Origin of the sequence: Halomonas sp. HK25 (assembly GCF_047795635.1) — a bacterium.
Lineage (GTDB): Bacteria > Pseudomonadota > Gammaproteobacteria > Pseudomonadales > Halomonadaceae > Halomonas.
The window spans coordinates 305,842-319,988 of record NZ_CP181044.1 but is presented as its reverse complement, the minus strand read 5'-3'; the positions used below and the strand labels follow the sequence as shown (position 1 = coordinate 319,988).

13 protein-coding genes and 1 pseudogene are annotated in these 14,147 nt (G+C 60.5%); 2 read left to right on the top strand and 12 right to left on the bottom strand.

Annotated elements, in window-relative coordinates; all coding sequences use genetic code 11:
• Position 1 precedes the first annotated feature (1 nt).
• From ACM26W_RS01620 to ACM26W_RS01605, 4 genes and pseudogenes are all read right to left on the bottom strand, one after another.
• The gene (locus ACM26W_RS01620; protein ID WP_416139139.1) at positions 2 to 3,268 is read right to left on the bottom strand and encodes a DUF499 domain-containing protein; all 3,267 of its coding nucleotides are present in this window, start codon (positions 3,266 to 3,268) and stop codon (positions 2 to 4) included.
• A gap of 190 nt (positions 3,269 to 3,458) precedes the next feature.
• A complete protein-coding gene (locus ACM26W_RS01615) occupies positions 3,459 to 3,608 on the bottom strand; it encodes a hypothetical protein (protein ID WP_416139138.1) in 150 nt (49 codons plus the stop codon).
• A 68-nt stretch (positions 3,609 to 3,676) separates the two neighbouring features.
• Entirely contained in the window at positions 3,677 to 4,285 is a 609-nt protein-coding gene (locus ACM26W_RS01610; protein ID WP_416140941.1) for a hypothetical protein, read from the bottom strand.
• Positions 4,286 to 4,526: 241 nt separating this feature from the next.
• Positions 4,527 to 5,012 (bottom strand): annotated as a pseudogene (locus ACM26W_RS01605) (DUF4236 domain-containing protein); the annotation flags it as partial.
• A 79-nt stretch (positions 5,013 to 5,091) separates the two neighbouring features.
• Between ACM26W_RS01605 and ACM26W_RS01600 the strand changes: the two are divergent.
• The gene (locus ACM26W_RS01600; protein WP_416139137.1) at positions 5,092 to 5,490 is read left to right on the top strand and encodes a hypothetical protein; all 399 of its coding nucleotides are present in this window, start codon (positions 5,092 to 5,094) and stop codon (positions 5,488 to 5,490) included.
• Positions 5,491 to 5,501: 11 nt separating this feature from the next.
• Here ACM26W_RS01600 and ACM26W_RS01595 read toward each other — a convergent pair whose 3' ends face one another.
• Genes ACM26W_RS01595 through ACM26W_RS01575 form a run of 5 tightly spaced genes read right to left on the bottom strand, consistent with a single transcriptional unit; the run spans position 5,502 to position 10,306 of the window.
• Positions 5,502 to 7,043, bottom strand: coding sequence for a conjugal transfer protein TraG N-terminal domain-containing protein (locus ACM26W_RS01595; RefSeq protein ID WP_416139136.1), 1,542 nt, complete (start codon positions 7,041 to 7,043; stop codon positions 5,502 to 5,504).
• Positions 7,043 to 7,423 carry a hypothetical protein gene (locus tag ACM26W_RS01590; protein WP_416139135.1) on the bottom strand — a complete coding sequence of 127 codons (381 nt, stop codon included), beginning with the start codon at positions 7,421 to 7,423 and terminating at the stop codon, positions 7,043 to 7,045. The genes ACM26W_RS01595 and ACM26W_RS01590 overlap by 1 nt, the downstream gene beginning before the upstream one ends.
• Complete coding sequence (locus ACM26W_RS01585) at positions 7,423 to 8,910, bottom strand: integrating conjugative element protein (protein ID WP_416139134.1); 1,488 nt, start codon at positions 8,908 to 8,910, stop codon at positions 7,423 to 7,425. Before ACM26W_RS01585 ends, ACM26W_RS01590 begins: the two co-directional genes overlap by 1 nt.
• A gap of 14 nt (positions 8,911 to 8,924) precedes the next feature.
• Positions 8,925 to 9,875 carry a TIGR03756 family integrating conjugative element protein gene (locus tag ACM26W_RS01580; protein ID WP_416139133.1) on the bottom strand — a complete coding sequence of 317 codons (951 nt, stop codon included), beginning with the start codon at positions 9,873 to 9,875 and terminating at the stop codon, positions 8,925 to 8,927.
• Positions 9,872 to 10,306: a TIGR03757 family integrating conjugative element protein gene (locus ACM26W_RS01575; protein ID WP_416139132.1), complete on the bottom strand. Its 435-nt coding sequence runs from the start codon at positions 10,304 to 10,306 to the stop codon at positions 9,872 to 9,874. The genes ACM26W_RS01580 and ACM26W_RS01575 overlap by 4 nt, the downstream gene beginning before the upstream one ends.
• A gap of 233 nt (positions 10,307 to 10,539) precedes the next feature.
• On the opposite strand from ACM26W_RS01575, the gene ACM26W_RS01570 reads away from it, so the two are divergent.
• Complete coding sequence (locus ACM26W_RS01570; protein ID WP_416139131.1) at positions 10,540 to 10,911, top strand: histone-like nucleoid-structuring protein, MvaT/MvaU family; 372 nt, start codon at positions 10,540 to 10,542, stop codon at positions 10,909 to 10,911.
• 149 nt (positions 10,912 to 11,060) lie between these two features.
• On the opposite strand, the gene ACM26W_RS01565 is transcribed toward ACM26W_RS01570, so the two are convergent.
• The 3 genes from ACM26W_RS01565 to ACM26W_RS01555 form a co-directional block, all read right to left on the bottom strand.
• Entirely contained in the window at positions 11,061 to 12,416 is a 1,356-nt protein-coding gene (locus tag ACM26W_RS01565; RefSeq protein ID WP_416139130.1) for a TRAP transporter large permease, read from the bottom strand.
• A gap of 12 nt (positions 12,417 to 12,428) precedes the next feature.
• Positions 12,429 to 13,001 (bottom strand): TRAP transporter small permease subunit, encoded by a 573-nt coding sequence (locus ACM26W_RS01560; protein WP_416139129.1) that lies wholly within the window; start codon positions 12,999 to 13,001, stop codon positions 12,429 to 12,431.
• Between the two features lie 63 nt (positions 13,002 to 13,064).
• Positions 13,065 to 14,105, bottom strand: coding sequence for a TRAP transporter substrate-binding protein (locus ACM26W_RS01555; RefSeq protein WP_416139128.1), 1,041 nt, complete (start codon positions 14,103 to 14,105; stop codon positions 13,065 to 13,067).
• Positions 14,106 to 14,147 lie beyond the last annotated feature (42 nt).

Below are 14,147 nucleotides of genomic sequence, written 5' to 3'. Positions count from 1 at the left end.
ATTATCCTTCCAATTGCTCAAGCAGCTTGGTGAACTTGCAGTTAGGGTCCAGTTCGCCCAGCGTCAGGCGAACCTCATGCTTCTCGGTCGTAAAGCGCAACCGGTTGTTCAGCGCAGCGAACAGGGCACGACTCTCGACCAGCGCGCCTACCGTAGTTTGGCTAAACATCAAATGGAAAGGGCCCTTGTCGGGGGTCTCCGCGCGGATCTGCAGAGCCTGCACCTCGGTCTTCGACTGAGCGAGCCCGGTACCGGAAAGCAGGTTGAACAGCTGCTTGATCTTGTCTGGGGTGCGCAGCGCAAAGGAGCGGTTTTGCACCTTGGGCTTGGTGATCCAGCCGCGGGCCTGGGCCGTCTGGTAGGGCACCACGATACCGCTGGTGATGCCCTCCACCGGCACGCTGTCACCGGTCATCGCCTGCTCGGGGTCGGCATCGCCCTCTTCGTTGAAGGCATCCTGGGGATAGGCCACCAGCTGCCGCTGGGCGAAGAGGTTCTCCAGTTGCTGCTGGAAGACGTGAGGATCGACCTTGTCGTGCTCACGTTCGATCATCGACTGCAGCTTGTCGAGATCAACTTGATCACGGTTTTCGATGGTCTGGCGGATCCAGGCGCCCACGGTATTGGGGTCGCGCACGATATCGGCCAGCCAGTCAAGCTGCTTGGCAAGCTCCTTGGTACAGAGGATCCAGCCTTCGCCGCCGTTCTCCAAGGGCTCCACCGTGAGGGGCGGCGGGTTGTCCTTGTGATAGAGGGCATCGGGCTTGCGGCTGTCCTTGTCGGGCATATGGCCCAGGCACCAGCTGCTGCGCTTGGCGCCTTCCACCAGCACGGTGGCCAGCAGCGCCGGGCGCTGCAGGATTGGCCAGCTACGGCGGGTGGCGAAGCGCTCGATCAGATCGCTGACGTTGACCTGCTTGAGGCTATCGAAGAACAGCTTGCCGAGCAGCGTGATGGTTTCCGCAGTGGCGGCTCGCTCGTTGGTGATCAGCTCGCCCTCCTCGGCCAGCTGCTTAAGAATCGCGTCCTCCAGGTGCAGGCCGCCGGAGCCGCCCGCGGTGGGGCCGGCGCCACGCTTGCCGAGGTCCCGCACCACCACACGGCCTCCCTCACGACCTGGGTAGATCAGGAAGCGATAGGCCTCATCGATGGCGGTGCGCAGCTCGGCCGGGCTCTTGGCGGCACGCTCCCTGAACTCACCCTTCTGTAGCTGTTCATGGCTGACGCCCCAGTTTTCGGGGTTTTCCTTGAGGCGCTCCAGGGAGATCGCCTTGCGCGCCAGGGTTAGGATGTTCTGCCGAGTTCGGTGCTCCTGGTGGGTGCGCGACTCGGTCCAGGTAGTGCCGGATATATGGGTGGTGCTGGGGGTCAGCAGGAAGACCTGGTTCTGGTATTCACGCACCGCATCGCCGCGCCGCTCGATGAAGCGCGCCGGGTCCATCTCTTCCACCTCGAAGGCCAGGATGCCCAGCTGCGGCTTGGGGGTCTTGTCGGGTATGGCTTCGCTGTCATCGATATTGGCGTGAACATCGAACACCGAGGAGCCCTTAATCAGGCAGCGCACGACCTGCTCGACCCGGTTCATGGCCTCGGCGTAGGCGACGTTACCCTCGATGCGCCGCAGGATGTTGTTGAGGGTCGGCACGGTGTCGGCGTAGAGGCGGCCGTTGCGCTCACGCAGGTAGTTGGCCTCGCGCTCGATGGTCTCCAGCGCAGAGCGCACGGTGGCAGGCTTGATGGCCGGCGAGGCCATCTCGTACACCGCCGAGGTGATGTCGATGCCGAACTTCTCGTCCTGCAGGCCGCCGCCGCGGCCGATCAGGCTATGCAGGAAGACCGCACGCCAGGCCCACTCGTGCACCGGATGACCATCGGGGTGGGGGTTGGCGGCATCCAGCTCGCCGGCCACGGTGCGGCTGGTGGCCTGGGTACCCGAGGCCTTGCTGATGTCGGAATCCAACACCGGGACGAGATCGCTGTTCTCGGTCTTGCCCAGCAGCTCGTTGCGAATGGTGCTGTCGGAGAGATCGATATGGCCGGTCTGGATCAGCGGAATGGCGAGCTTGGCCTCCCAGATTCGGCGCACGGCACGCGCCAGGGTACGCAGCAGGCCGCGGGTACCCTGGAAGCTCTCCACCTGAGCCAGCTCCTCGGAGAGGAACTCGATCAACGTGGGGTGGAACGGATAGTGCGCCACCAGCCGCTCGTGCAGCTGCGGGTCGTTGGCACCGGCGGGCAGGTCGGTGCCGGCCTGGCGATAGGTCTCGATAAATGCCGAAGCCACCTCGCTGGCTGCCGCCTGGTCGACCGAGACGAACAGTCGCTTGGCCATGATGCGGGAGAGATCGCCCTCCTGCACCGGGGTGGTGGCTTCCGAGGTTCGGTTGACCACATCCAGCACGCCACGCTGCGCCTCGCGAACCACCGCTTCGGCCTCGGCCGAGCTCATGCTGTGGGTGGACTGCAGCTTGCGAATCAGCTTGTTGAAGTCGCCGAAGGCGTTGGTCGCCGACGCCAGGCTCAGCACCACTGCCACGTTGGGCTTTCCGGCGGCATAGGTGGAGAGCGACATCAGGAAGGCGGCGGTTTGCTCGGCCCCTACGCCCGGGAAGGCGGCCTCCATGCGGGAGAGGTACTGGGCGATCTCGTCGACGATGATCAACGTCGGCCGGTCGCCGAACAGCGTCTCGAAGAACTCGTCCGAGGCCGGCGCCGAGGCATCATCCAGGCGCGACTGGATAGAGGCCTGCTGCTCCGAAGAGAGCGTCTGTTGGGCGATCATCCACCACAGGGTGTTGGGCTTGGGCGCTGCCCCACCGGCGGTTTCTCTCAGCGTATCCACGGTGTCGCCGATGATGCCCACCACCTGCACCTGGCCCGGTGCCGGCAAGCGCTCGGGGGCGAGGATGCCGGTCATATGCTCGGCCAACGGCTGGCCCTGCATGGCGGCGTGGGCCAGGGCGATCAGGGTGTGGGTCTTGCCACCACCGAAGGCGGTATCGAGTCGCTGTATGGCCGGGCGCGACAGGTCGCCGTTGGTAAGCCGGGCCAGGGCGTTATCCAGGATGGTGCACAGGCCCTGAGTCGGGTGCGTGGCATCGCGGAAGAAGGCCACCGGGTCGGAATAGAGTGAGCTGGCCCCCTCGCGGGCCTCGCCCTTGCGATAGTCGCCCAGCACGCGGCTCAGGCTGGCGGTGAAGATCTCGGGGTTGAAGGTGCCCGCCAGGATCTCGGGGCGTGGCTGACAGGTGAAAAGAACGTCGCGCATCGGGTGCTCCCTGCAGTGGCGCCAAGGCAGCCTCCACGAGGCGTAGAGCCCTGGCCGGCTCGTTATGGCTCTTTGCAGGCCATGTTACGCCAGCTGACAAAGATGGGTAAGGGGACTGAGACAGGCATGCCGCCCTACCGGTTGTCACCAGGCTGCCTTGCCTCAGACACTTGAGGCTTTAGCTACCCTGCTACACCAGCTTGAACGGCTCGATATCACGGAAGATACCGGTCTTGGTCATGTCGCGCCGCAGGGTGAAGGCCTCCATGGCGGCAACCGGGTCGACCTGCTCCAGCTTGTCGAAGTGGATCTGGCTCCACTGCTCGCGGGTGCCCTTCACGCTGAACAGGTACTGATCCCGCTCCGGAGTCTGTCAACATAGATGACACATGAAATGGTTCCGGCTCTTTAAAATCCTGCTGCCTGTGGTACCGCGCCCAGCACGCGAAAGGCGATGCCATGCACGTGGTTTCGATAGAGCTTACGCTGGCGGGTGTCGCTGAGCTTTCGCGGGGTGAGCCTTACCTGCTTGGTGGGCATGGCCCAGTAGCGGTCCGGCATTTCATCTTCGCAAGGAAGGTCGATGTCGACGGCAATGGTACTCACGTCGCTACCGAGGTCGAAGTCGATGGCCGTTTCACGGGGCCAGTCGATCTCCTCCAGCCGATCACGCAGGGTCTGCTCCATCGCATCGGGGTCATGCCACACGCCTTCACTCTCTCGCTGATAGCGAGCGAACTCTGCCGCATCATGCTCGGCCTTGCGCCACTCCCAGTCGCGGTAGTCCTCGTCGAAGGTGGCTTGGCGGCGCTGGTTCTCCTCTTCCAGGCGACGCTGGGCCGGCGACCATAGAAAGTGCCACCAGGCTGGCTGCTCCAGCTTCGGCGGTGAGGGTGGCGCTTCGGTGAAGTCCTGGGTGGTGTAGCCATTCTTGTACGGGTGCGGGGTTTCCTCGTGCAGCCGGCCGAGCCGGTCCATGTCCGCGTTGAGGCGTTCGCAGTGTTGCTCCAACTGCATCGCGCAGCGACTCTCTGGCATGTCGACGCAACACGCGGGCCTCGTCATCGCTCATTGACGTGCCATCACCGTGGAAATAGTGGATGCCGCCCTCGGCATCGATCTCGAGCCGCACCGGAAGCGATTCACCCTGTAACAGCAGCGCATCCAGGGCAGCGGCAGCGGAATTGGAGCGTCCGGTGCCACCGCTTTCTCCGGACGCTCGACGGTTCCGGGTGTTGAGCTTCTGCCTATAGGCCAGGCCGGTGCCGGGAATCCCCGCATGGCCGTGCACGCCGCTCGGCCCCACGCTGAGGCTGGCCCCCCTCGGGCCCACCGAGAGGCCGAGACCGCGCTTGCTCAGGTTGAGCCGAATGCCTGGGGCTAGGGTGATGCGGCGCTGGAAGCGAAAGCCCACGACGACCTCCTTGTCGGTAGATGCAAACAGTCTTTCATTCTGCACTGCTGCGAGCCGTTGCTGAAGGCGGGGCACCGAAAGAGGCGCAAGAAACCGCAGATTCAGCAGGTTAGCTGCGCTCCTTTCTGCAGCGGTGGAGTTTTCATTCTGCACGGCAGCCGTGTGCTCAAATCGGCAGTGATCGGGTCGAGCAGCACCGGGGCCCCTGTAGCAACCCTTTGCCCTTTCCCCTTTGGGGTTCGCAATATGCTGACTTTTCGGGGTAAGCCCCTTCCCCTTGAGCACCCCTTCCCTTACACCCTTTGGGCCTTTCGCCCTTTGCACCCGCATCGTTGTAAGCCGCACCCGGTGGAGACCCACCATGCTAGCGTCTATGCTACAGAACTGATGTCCCAAGGGAGGGGCGCCCATGGCTCTGAAATCACTTCTTACCCGAACCGCCATCGCTGGCCGCCAGGCCGCGCGGAAGGCTCTCGACGGTGGACACCAGGAAGGCTGGTCCGACGGCTGGCATACCCAGGCGAACACGGCCGAGTCACTGCGCATGCTGCGTGACTCAGCCGCTGGCGTGGCCAAGTCCACCGCACAAACGGCCACCACCCAGGCAGGGTGGCGGCGAGTTGCTCATGGGGCCGGCAAGGTGGTCACCGGAACCGCTACTCTGGCCACTGCCATAACAGCAGCTGAGGCGACTTCGAACCATGAACAATCCGCTTCGAGTGTCCCTCCGGACCCGTACGCAGAAGGCTGGCAGGACGGCCCGGAAGGGTTCGGTTATTACTCTGGTGGACTCAGGATCGACGACTGAGGCTTTGAATATCAGAGCTTACCGCCTGAGGCTTTCGACTGCGCTTTCTGCCCTCCCGAGCTACCTGCACTCTGAGCGTGTCCACCGCCCTGCTGAATACCGCTGCTGATGGCTCCACCGATCCGCATGCCGGCCCACCCCAACACGCCTACCCAAAGTCCCGGCAACACCAGGAACATCATCCCCTCCACGAACTGCAGCACCATGCGGTCGTAGAGGTTGTTGGCGGCGGAGAGCCAGCTCAGCTTGGCGGCGTCGCTACGGTAGAGCAGATCCACCAGGTTGGCGTTGATCCAGCGGGCGAGCTCCCACCAGAAGGTCAGGAACCACATGGCGAAGAGCCCGAAGGTGGCCATACCGGCGACCTTGAAGCTGTAGCTGGAGATGACCATCACAAAGGGCAGGCAGATGATGATGGCCATCACCAGGATGCCCTGCACCATCGGTAGCGCCTGCTTGAGCATGTCCATGCCGGACTGGAAGGGCAGGATCGACAGGGTGCCGCCCACCATGGCGCCGGCCGTCACAGTGGCATCCCAGAAGCCACCGCCGTCCAGGCCACGAAAGCCCACCACCGCCTGATCCAAGTTGCCGCTGGCTGCGCCCGAGCGGGGGCTGACCAGCCGCCGGATCACGTAGTCCTCGGCATCGCTGCTGGTGAACACACTGCGGAAGTCGTCCCAGAACCCGGGGCTGACCTCCTCATGCAGCCGTGCTCTCAGACCAACGCTCTCGTCTGCCCACCACTCCCGGCAGGAGGGGTAGCCGGGCATCCCCGGGCCAGTGTTGGGCCGGGAGACATCCCGGTCGGCATCGTAGGGGAAGCCGGCGATGGGCCGCCCGGCGTAGAAGCTATCGTAGTAGCCGGGCGTGGTCTGGAAGTAGTTCGAGCCGATCCAGTCCACGTCCATGGCGCGGGTCGCCTCGATGCTCTCCCCCTCCTGCAACAGCCGGTTGCGCGCCGGGCCAAAGCACTGACGCTGGAACTCGCCTACCTCCTGTTGCAGCCCCGGATCTTCGACGCTGTGCAGGTCCAGCTCCATGCGGATGGACTCGAAGTCCGTCGAGCAGGGAATGGCGTGAATCGCCGCGGCGGTAAGCCCGTGGGACACCGCATGCACGCCCGCCCACCACAGCGGAATCCTGGCCTGCTGGCCACCAATCGCGCTCTCGGTCGCGCCGAACGCCCCCTCGGACCAGCCTCCCGATGCGAACTGGCGGGTGCCGCACTCCAGCGAGCGGCTCTCGTCGATATCGGCGGTGGCCAGTTGGACCTGCAGCAGCGGCAGGCAGGTAAAGGCGTAGGCCAGGATCATGGCGTAGAGCCGGGTCTCGATGCGGTTGACCGTGAGGATGCCCTTGGTCCCCGCCTCGTCACCCTCTTGGCGCGCCTTGAACCACTCAGAAAGCACCAGGGTGATGAATGGCACCGCGGCGATGCCGGTGGCCACCATGACGTTCCAGATGGCGTTGTTGATGATCCAGCCCAGCAGCGTCATGGCGTTCGAGAAGTAGTCGAACACCACCAGCGGAGCGGTAAGCAGGCCTCCCATCAGGCACCTCCCAGCTGGTTGACCAGATTGGTGACCTCGAGCAGAACCAGGATGCCCAGGGCCATCACCTCGAGGCGCCTCAGCTTGGCGAGCGCCTGCCGGCCATCGTCATGGTCCAGGCGCAGCCGAGCCACCGCCCGGGGGCGAACCTTGCGCCACCAGACCAGGACCAGCGCGGCATAGAGGCTCAGCCGCCAGGCCAGCAGCCACGGCCAGGCAGCTCGCCAGGCGTCGTGGTGGGCCTCGAGCCCACCCAGCAGCCGCACGCTGATCACCAGAATGATCCCGCTGAGCAGGAACATGGCGATCAGCACCCCGATGGCGACCAGCAGCGATGGCCAGCGACCGGGGCTCATCCAGGAGAAAGCGCGTCGAGCCATCAGTCGCTACCCTCCTCGCCGGTGGGTCGGCCACGACCGTCGAGGGCCGCATCCGGCCGGAAGGTCTCGCCCTGTGACGCCCCCTGGCTGCGGCGGGAGGCCCGTTCCAGGGCGATACCGGCGGCGCTATTGCCCAGCGCCTGGCGGATCTCCATCTCGGAGCGCAGCGATTCGATATCCCGGTCCAGGGCAACGAGTTTGCGATCCAGCGCCGACATGCCCTGCTCGTTGTCGGCGATACCCGGATCGCTACTGCCGGCCAGTAGCAGCCGGCGTGCCCACAGCGCCTTGGTCAGGGTTCTGGCCAGGGCCATCTCGCTGCTCAGGCGATGAATCAGCAGCGAGGCCTCAGGGTCAGTGCGCAGCGACTCGATCACCCCGCGGGAGACGGTCAGGCCGTCACCGGCAGAGACCTGGCGCAGGTTCTCCGGGGTCAGCGGCTCGCTGCCATCGACCAGCCCCTGGAGCCTGTCGTAGACCTCCTGCTGCTCGTGTTCCAGCTCCCGTACCAGCCCGGTGCCGGCCTGGGACTCGCTGCGCTCGCAGCCGTCACAGGTACGGATCGACTGCTCGCCGATCACGGTCTGCGTCCACTCGGCGGCCTCCTCCGGGCTCTGCCACACCGTGCACATGCCGCCCAGGCACGCCCCGGTGCCACCACCGGTGCCCGAGCCGCCTGAGCCGCCTGAGCCACCGCCGCCGGCAGTGCCCGACAAGCCACCGCCGCCAATCCAGGTGCCCTCATTGGTAGCCACCGATCCCCAGCCGCCACCGCCTCCGGCAATGGACGCACTGCTAGTGGTGTCGTTTCGTCCATGCAGGAGGTTGTAGCCGGCGCGGGCGGTGTCCTGCACCACGCGAATCGGCACCTGGTCCTGGCCGCCACGGCGCTGGCCACCCACCCAGGTCACACCCTGGTTGCCGCCAGACTGGTCGACCTGCTCCTGGGCCGAGACGACGTCGGCGTTCGACTGCGCCGCGCTCTGCCAGCTCTCGGCCGCGGCCATCTGCTGCCACCCCTGGCCGGTGACCCTATCCGCCATGCGCTCGGACATCTGCCGGCAGGACATCGAGGCACGGTCGAAGTCGACCCGCCCCTGCAGCACGCCGTTGCTCAACAGGTCATAGAGCCCCGGGTTGGCCCGCTGGATGACCATAGCGGGCAGCGAGGCCACGGCACTCTGGGCGTTCTGAACCACCGTCCCCATCAGGTTCTGGAAGCCATCGGTGACGCCGTTGAGCTGGTTGGAGACCGTAGCGCCGATATCGAAGCTGCCGCACGTCGCGTTCATGTTCCAGCTGATGCCGATACCCCGGCTGTTGGGGTTGTAGCCCCGGCCGGCGGAGACGCTAAAGGGGGAAGCACCGCCGATCTGGTAGTAGAGCGCATCCGCAGACTGCGCCGAGGCCTGGGTAGCGAGCAGCCCCATTACCATGGCGCCGGCCAGCGGGGTGAGGGTGAAGCGTCGCTTGCGAGATCCTTTCATCGTGCCTCTCTCCTTCAGGGAACTGCGTAGAGCAGGATCTGCCCACGGCGCTGGCAGCAGCGATAGGGGCGCCACAGCGACCAGGCGTAGTCTCCGCCTGCGTCGAGGCGGTCGGCATAGGTGTCGGCGACGCCGCGGTCCGGCCACACCCGGCAGGAATTGCTCATGTTGGGCGTCAGCCGCTGCCAGCGATGGGTCGAGGCATCGCCCTCCTTGACCGGCCCGGGTGGCCAGTAGCCGTCGCGGCTGGAGGCGACTAGCGGCGTGTAGACGTGGGGCTGCCCTGTGCGGGTGACGATATCGGCGGAGCGCTGGGAGGTAGTCGCCGCGGTCTTGTAGTCGTGCACCTGGGTCAGGAAGCCGCTGCGCGGATAGATATTGCCCCACAGGTCGCCGGGCTGGCCCAGCTCACGCATGCCGGGCGTCAGAGCCTCGGGGTAGAGGGACTCGGGTATCCCGCTGCGCCACGCCAGGGCGTCCAACGTCGAGAGGTGGTAGGGCTGAAGGGGGGTCGCTGCCCCAGCGCAGGTCACGCCGAAGGCACTGGCAAAGCTGCTGAAGGCGCCGCCAGCGGGATGGCCGATGGCGTCCACGTTCTTGAAGCGCAGGTGCTCGTGTTGAGCCCGGTTGGCATCGGACGTGCTCTGGCCTCCAGCCAGCGCCTCCCCCAGCGGCGGCGACAGCGCAGCCACCTCCCACCAGGGGTTGTCGCCGGTATTCTCGTAGCTGGAGACCACCAGCTCGGGGATGTAGTGACGCACCTGGACCGAGGTGCGGATGGAGCAGCCCGACCAGGAGCAGTTGAGCCAAACGCAGATACCGATGACCTGATAGTCCAGGCACTGGGTGGAGAGCGACGAGGCCACGATCTGTGGTGTCGTCAAGGCATGGGCAGGCTTTTCCGCCACCCCCAGGCTCAGCAACGCACAGCCGAGCACGGCTCCCAAGGTCTTGAAGGGCGTCATTGGCGCCCCTCCTGCCCCAATAAACGCTCGGCTTCACTCAGCGCCTCGGCCACGTCCAGCTGCCCATAGATCACGTAGCGGCCATCGATCACCACGGCAGGGACTTTCTCGACACCCAGCTGCCAGGCCCTTGCCAGCCCGACATAGCTATCGGCATAGAGGTCGGCAGTCTCCTGCCACTCGGGAGACGACATGCGCTCACGCATAAGGCTCGCCGCGACGTCAGGATCAGCGGGCAAGTCGTGCGACAACTTGGCATCCAGACGCCCGGGCGCATCGAGTTCGATAACTGCCACGTCGGGCGGCACATTGAGGGCCGGCTCTCCAGCGGTGGTAAAGACCTCGATGGTTGGTTCAGCGAGTGCGGAGCCTGCCAGGCAGGCAGATAGCCCAAAGGCAGCCAGCCAGCGGCGTGGGTGGTGTCTCTCCATGCTTGCCACTCCAGAAGATCAAGGAACTGGCACAGGATTACCGAGACCATCAAGAGTGGCATCAGGAAATGTTAATTCGACCGCGAGGTGTTTTCTGGACCAGGCATCAAAGGCTCAATAAGCGTCAAACCCGACTCATAGCCAAAAACCTTCATTGATCTGATCAAGAACATTGATTCAAACCAAAGCTGCCACCATAATCTTTCTCAACATTCACCAAAACGAGGAAGTCCATGTCCATTCTCAACACCTATATGCAGAAGGAACAGCAGCTCAAGCAGCTCCAGGAAGAGCTCGACAGGCTGAAGAACGATGATCGGCTCAAGGCCGAGCTGGAGTTCAAGGACAAGCTCGAGGCGTTGATGCGCGAGTTCGACAAGTCAGCCGCCGACGTCATCAAGCTGCTGGACCCGCAGCCGGCTGCTGCCAAGGCCACCAGCACCACGAGTACCGGCCGCGCCAAGCGCAAGCTGAAGATCTACAAGAACCCGAACACTGGCGAAGTCGTCGAAACTCGCGGCGGCAACCAGAAGACGCTGAAAGCGTGGAAGGATGAGCACGGTGCTGAGACTGTGGAGGGGTGGCTGGTGAGGACTGAGGACTGAGGACTGAGGACTGAGGACTGAGGACTGAGGACCAATAACTCACTAAGAATTGCCGAGCTTCACCATACTCTAAGAATCATTGTTTTTAGTGGCAGCACTTAAAGGAAAAACTTGAGCCCGCCCTAAGTGGCGGGCTCAACTTTGTCAGCTCAGATGAGCCCTGGAAGCCAAAGAATAATAGCAGGAAAAGCTATACATGCAATCAAACCCACAAGCTGAAGCCCAACAAACGGCATTATGGATTTATAAATTGTACCTATACCAATCTCTCCCTTGGTTATCCCCTTGAGGTAAAAAAGCGCATAACCAAAAGGTGGCGTCAAGAAACTTGTCTGGAGGTTTATAGCCACCAAGATAGCAAACCAAATCAAGACTGCCTGAGAAGAAAGCCCTAAGCCAAAATCAAGAGCCTGAACAACCGGTGCAACAAGTGGCAAGATAACATAACTGATTTCAATCCACTCCAAGAAAAACCCCAGAACAAATATCATTGCCATTATTACCAGCAAAAGCCCATATGGACCAAGCCCTGTGCTCGCCACCAAGTCAGCAATCATATAGTCACCACCAAGCCTTTTGAAAACTACTGAAAAGCATGTGGCGCCTACAACAACAAAAAGAATCATTGCCGAAGTTTTTGAAGTATCCCGAACAGCAGACTGCAATATGTTAAACTTAAGACTCCGCGTAGAAGCCGCTAATAAAAGGCTTCCTGCGGCGCCGATCGCTGCTGCCTCAGTTGGAGTCGCAATGCCCGCCATAATTGAACCCAAGACAATAACCATCAACATGACAGGGCCAAACAAATCTCTCATAAGTGCGAGCCAAAGGGGTGAGCCGTCATGATCAAGAGAATCTGGATCAGCTAACGGAGCCCACTCAGGGCGCACCTTAGAAACAACAAGCAAATACAACACATACAGAATACCAAGAAGCAAACCCGGCAACAGAGCAGCCTTAAAGAGAGCTCCAACTGAAATCTGAAGTATTGAACCCATAAGCACTAGCATAATAGACGGGGGTATCAAAACACCAAGAGTTCCCGATGCAGCAATAACCCCGCATGCCAGCTCGGCTTTATACCCCTGCTTCATCATTACGGGCAGGGCAAGAAGCCCAAGCATTACAACTGAAGCACCAATTATCCCGGTGCTAGCAGCCATCACAATACCTAGAAGAGCTACTGATATAGCCAAGCCACCATGAGTTCTTCCAAACAGCCGCTGCAATGTCAAAAGGAGTCTCTTAGCAACGCCTGAGACCTCGAGCATGATACCCATAAACACAAATAGAGGAATGGCAATCATGAGCCAGTTTTCTATGACCTGACCAAATATCCTTGAACCTACCACACCTAAAAAAGGAAAAGGAATATCGCCAATAAAAGCAAACAATATTCCCAACCCTCCAAGCAAAAAAGCAACTGGGTACCCTGTGAAAATTCCGGCAAGCAACGCTACCACCATCGCAATGGGAAGCGAGTACTGTACAAAAAAATCAACCATTATCATCGACTCCTAATTGCGCGGGGGATCACTATCAATTGACGGATCAAGGATTACGCCGATGTTTCTAATGACTTGCCCCAGCGCCCCAAGCGCCAAAAACACCATCCCAAATGGGAGCATGGCTTTAATGAGATACCTATCTGTAAGGCCGCCATAATTCGACTGCTCACCTGAAATGTAGGACATTTCCACAAAACTTTTCGACAGCCAGGATATGATCAAACAGAAGGGAATAAGCATCACACAATGCCCAACAACATTAACTACAGCCCTGCTTCTCAAGCTCAAGTTACTGTAAACAACATCAACGCGAACATGATTGTCTAGATGGAGGGCATAGGTTGCACCAAACAGAGTCAGCACGCCAAAGATATGCCACTGCAACTCTGTGACGCTATTTATGGTTATGCCTCTCCCAAAAAGTAGAACTCTTTCGTCCCACCGGGCGATTACATTTACCCCAAAAAAATTCATTAATACAGTGATGAGCACGGCAGCCATAACCAACAACACAAGCCAGCTTGTTAGTCTTCCTACCACGAGCCCTAGCCCGACCAAAGGCCGGGCTAGGGTATTGCACATCACTGCTCCTCGGTGATTCCATGAGGGCAGGTTGCTATGCATAACTAAGTCCTATCTATATAATTATCTGACAGACGGAAGTGCTTGGAGATCATACCACTCTTCAATCATGGCAGCATGGCTCATGAGCGAGTCATATGCTTCCCCAAAAGTTGGATTCTCATTCCTTTCCTCCTCTACCACTGCCTGCCAGGCCTCGTGCATTTCAGAAAGAATTTCATCTGAAAAGCGCTCAACATTAACCCCTTGAGCTCTCAGATCATCCAGCACTTCCATCTGCTTCGGAATAACACTGCTAAACTCCCGCTGGATATTCGCACGACAGGCTGTTTCAAATTGTGCCTGCTGAACATCGCTATAACCATCCCAAACAGACTGATTAATCAGAAGGGCCAGCCAGCCAGCACCTTGGTGCCATCCAGGGAAATAGTAGTTTTCAGCTATTTCACTAAGGCCAAGGGCATTGTCAACTTCTGGGATGGAGAATTCGGCAGCATCAACTCGCCCCCTCTCCAGTGCAAGATACACTTCATCACCAGCGATTAGCTGGGTGGAAGCTCCAAACTCATTAAGCACCCTGGCACCTAAGCCAGATATCCTCATCGACAATCCCTGGAAGTCTTCTGTAGAGTTAATTTCCTTGTTAAACCACCCGCCAGGCTCCTGAGGTATATAAGAGCAAGGCAAAACCTTTATCCCATACTGATCGAGTGAGCTTTGAAGCAACTCTCGCCCGTCACCATCAAATGTCCACGAGAAAACAGCTTCTGCGGTTGGGCTAAATGGCAGAGCACCATAAAGGTTAGCGACAGGAATGGTGCCACCGAAATATGCAATAGTGGACCATCCTGCAGGAACAGCACCAGAGGATACTGAACTGAGAATGTCAAATGCCGGGATCAGCTCGCCAGGATCATACACCCGCATTGACACATTTCCGTCACTCATTGTCTCTAGATCACCAGACACATTCTGGGCACTCTTGCCAAAGAACGTTTGAGTGGAAAATGCACTCGCAACATCTAGTCGCACAGCTTCACTTGCAACTACAGCACTCGAAAATGCCGTCACAGAGATCGCCAGGAGGGTTTTTTGGAATTTCATATTATTAACTCCGAATATTATTAAAAGTTACTTCTTTTTTAA

Coding starts and splice junctions, on each gene's coding strand:
- ACM26W_RS01620 (WP_416139139.1), bottom strand. CDS start 3,268: ATGCGCGACGTTCTTTTCACCTGTCAGCCACGCCCCGAGATCCTGGCG.
- ACM26W_RS01610 (WP_416140941.1), bottom strand. CDS start 4,285: ATGCAGTTGGAGCAACACTGCGAACGCCTCAACGCGGACATGGACCGG.
- ACM26W_RS01600 (WP_416139137.1), top strand. CDS start 5,092: ATGGCTCTGAAATCACTTCTTACCCGAACCGCCATCGCTGGCCGCCAG.
- ACM26W_RS01595 (WP_416139136.1), bottom strand. CDS start 7,043: ATGGGAGGCCTGCTTACCGCTCCGCTGGTGGTGTTCGACTACTTCTCG.
- ACM26W_RS01590 (WP_416139135.1), bottom strand. CDS start 7,423: ATGGCTCGACGCGCTTTCTCCTGGATGAGCCCCGGTCGCTGGCCATCG.
- ACM26W_RS01585 (WP_416139134.1), bottom strand. CDS start 8,910: ATGAAAGGATCTCGCAAGCGACGCTTCACCCTCACCCCGCTGGCCGGC.
- ACM26W_RS01580 (WP_416139133.1), bottom strand. CDS start 9,875: ATGACGCCCTTCAAGACCTTGGGAGCCGTGCTCGGCTGTGCGTTGCTG.
- ACM26W_RS01575 (WP_416139132.1), bottom strand. CDS start 10,306: ATGGAGAGACACCACCCACGCCGCTGGCTGGCTGCCTTTGGGCTATCT.
- ACM26W_RS01570 (WP_416139131.1), top strand. CDS start 10,540: ATGTCCATTCTCAACACCTATATGCAGAAGGAACAGCAGCTCAAGCAG.
- ACM26W_RS01565 (WP_416139130.1), bottom strand. CDS start 12,416: ATGGTTGATTTTTTTGTACAGTACTCGCTTCCCATTGCGATGGTGGTA.
- ACM26W_RS01560 (WP_416139129.1), bottom strand. CDS start 13,001: ATGTGCAATACCCTAGCCCGGCCTTTGGTCGGGCTAGGGCTCGTGGTA.
- ACM26W_RS01555 (WP_416139128.1), bottom strand. CDS start 14,105: ATGAAATTCCAAAAAACCCTCCTGGCGATCTCTGTGACGGCATTTTCG.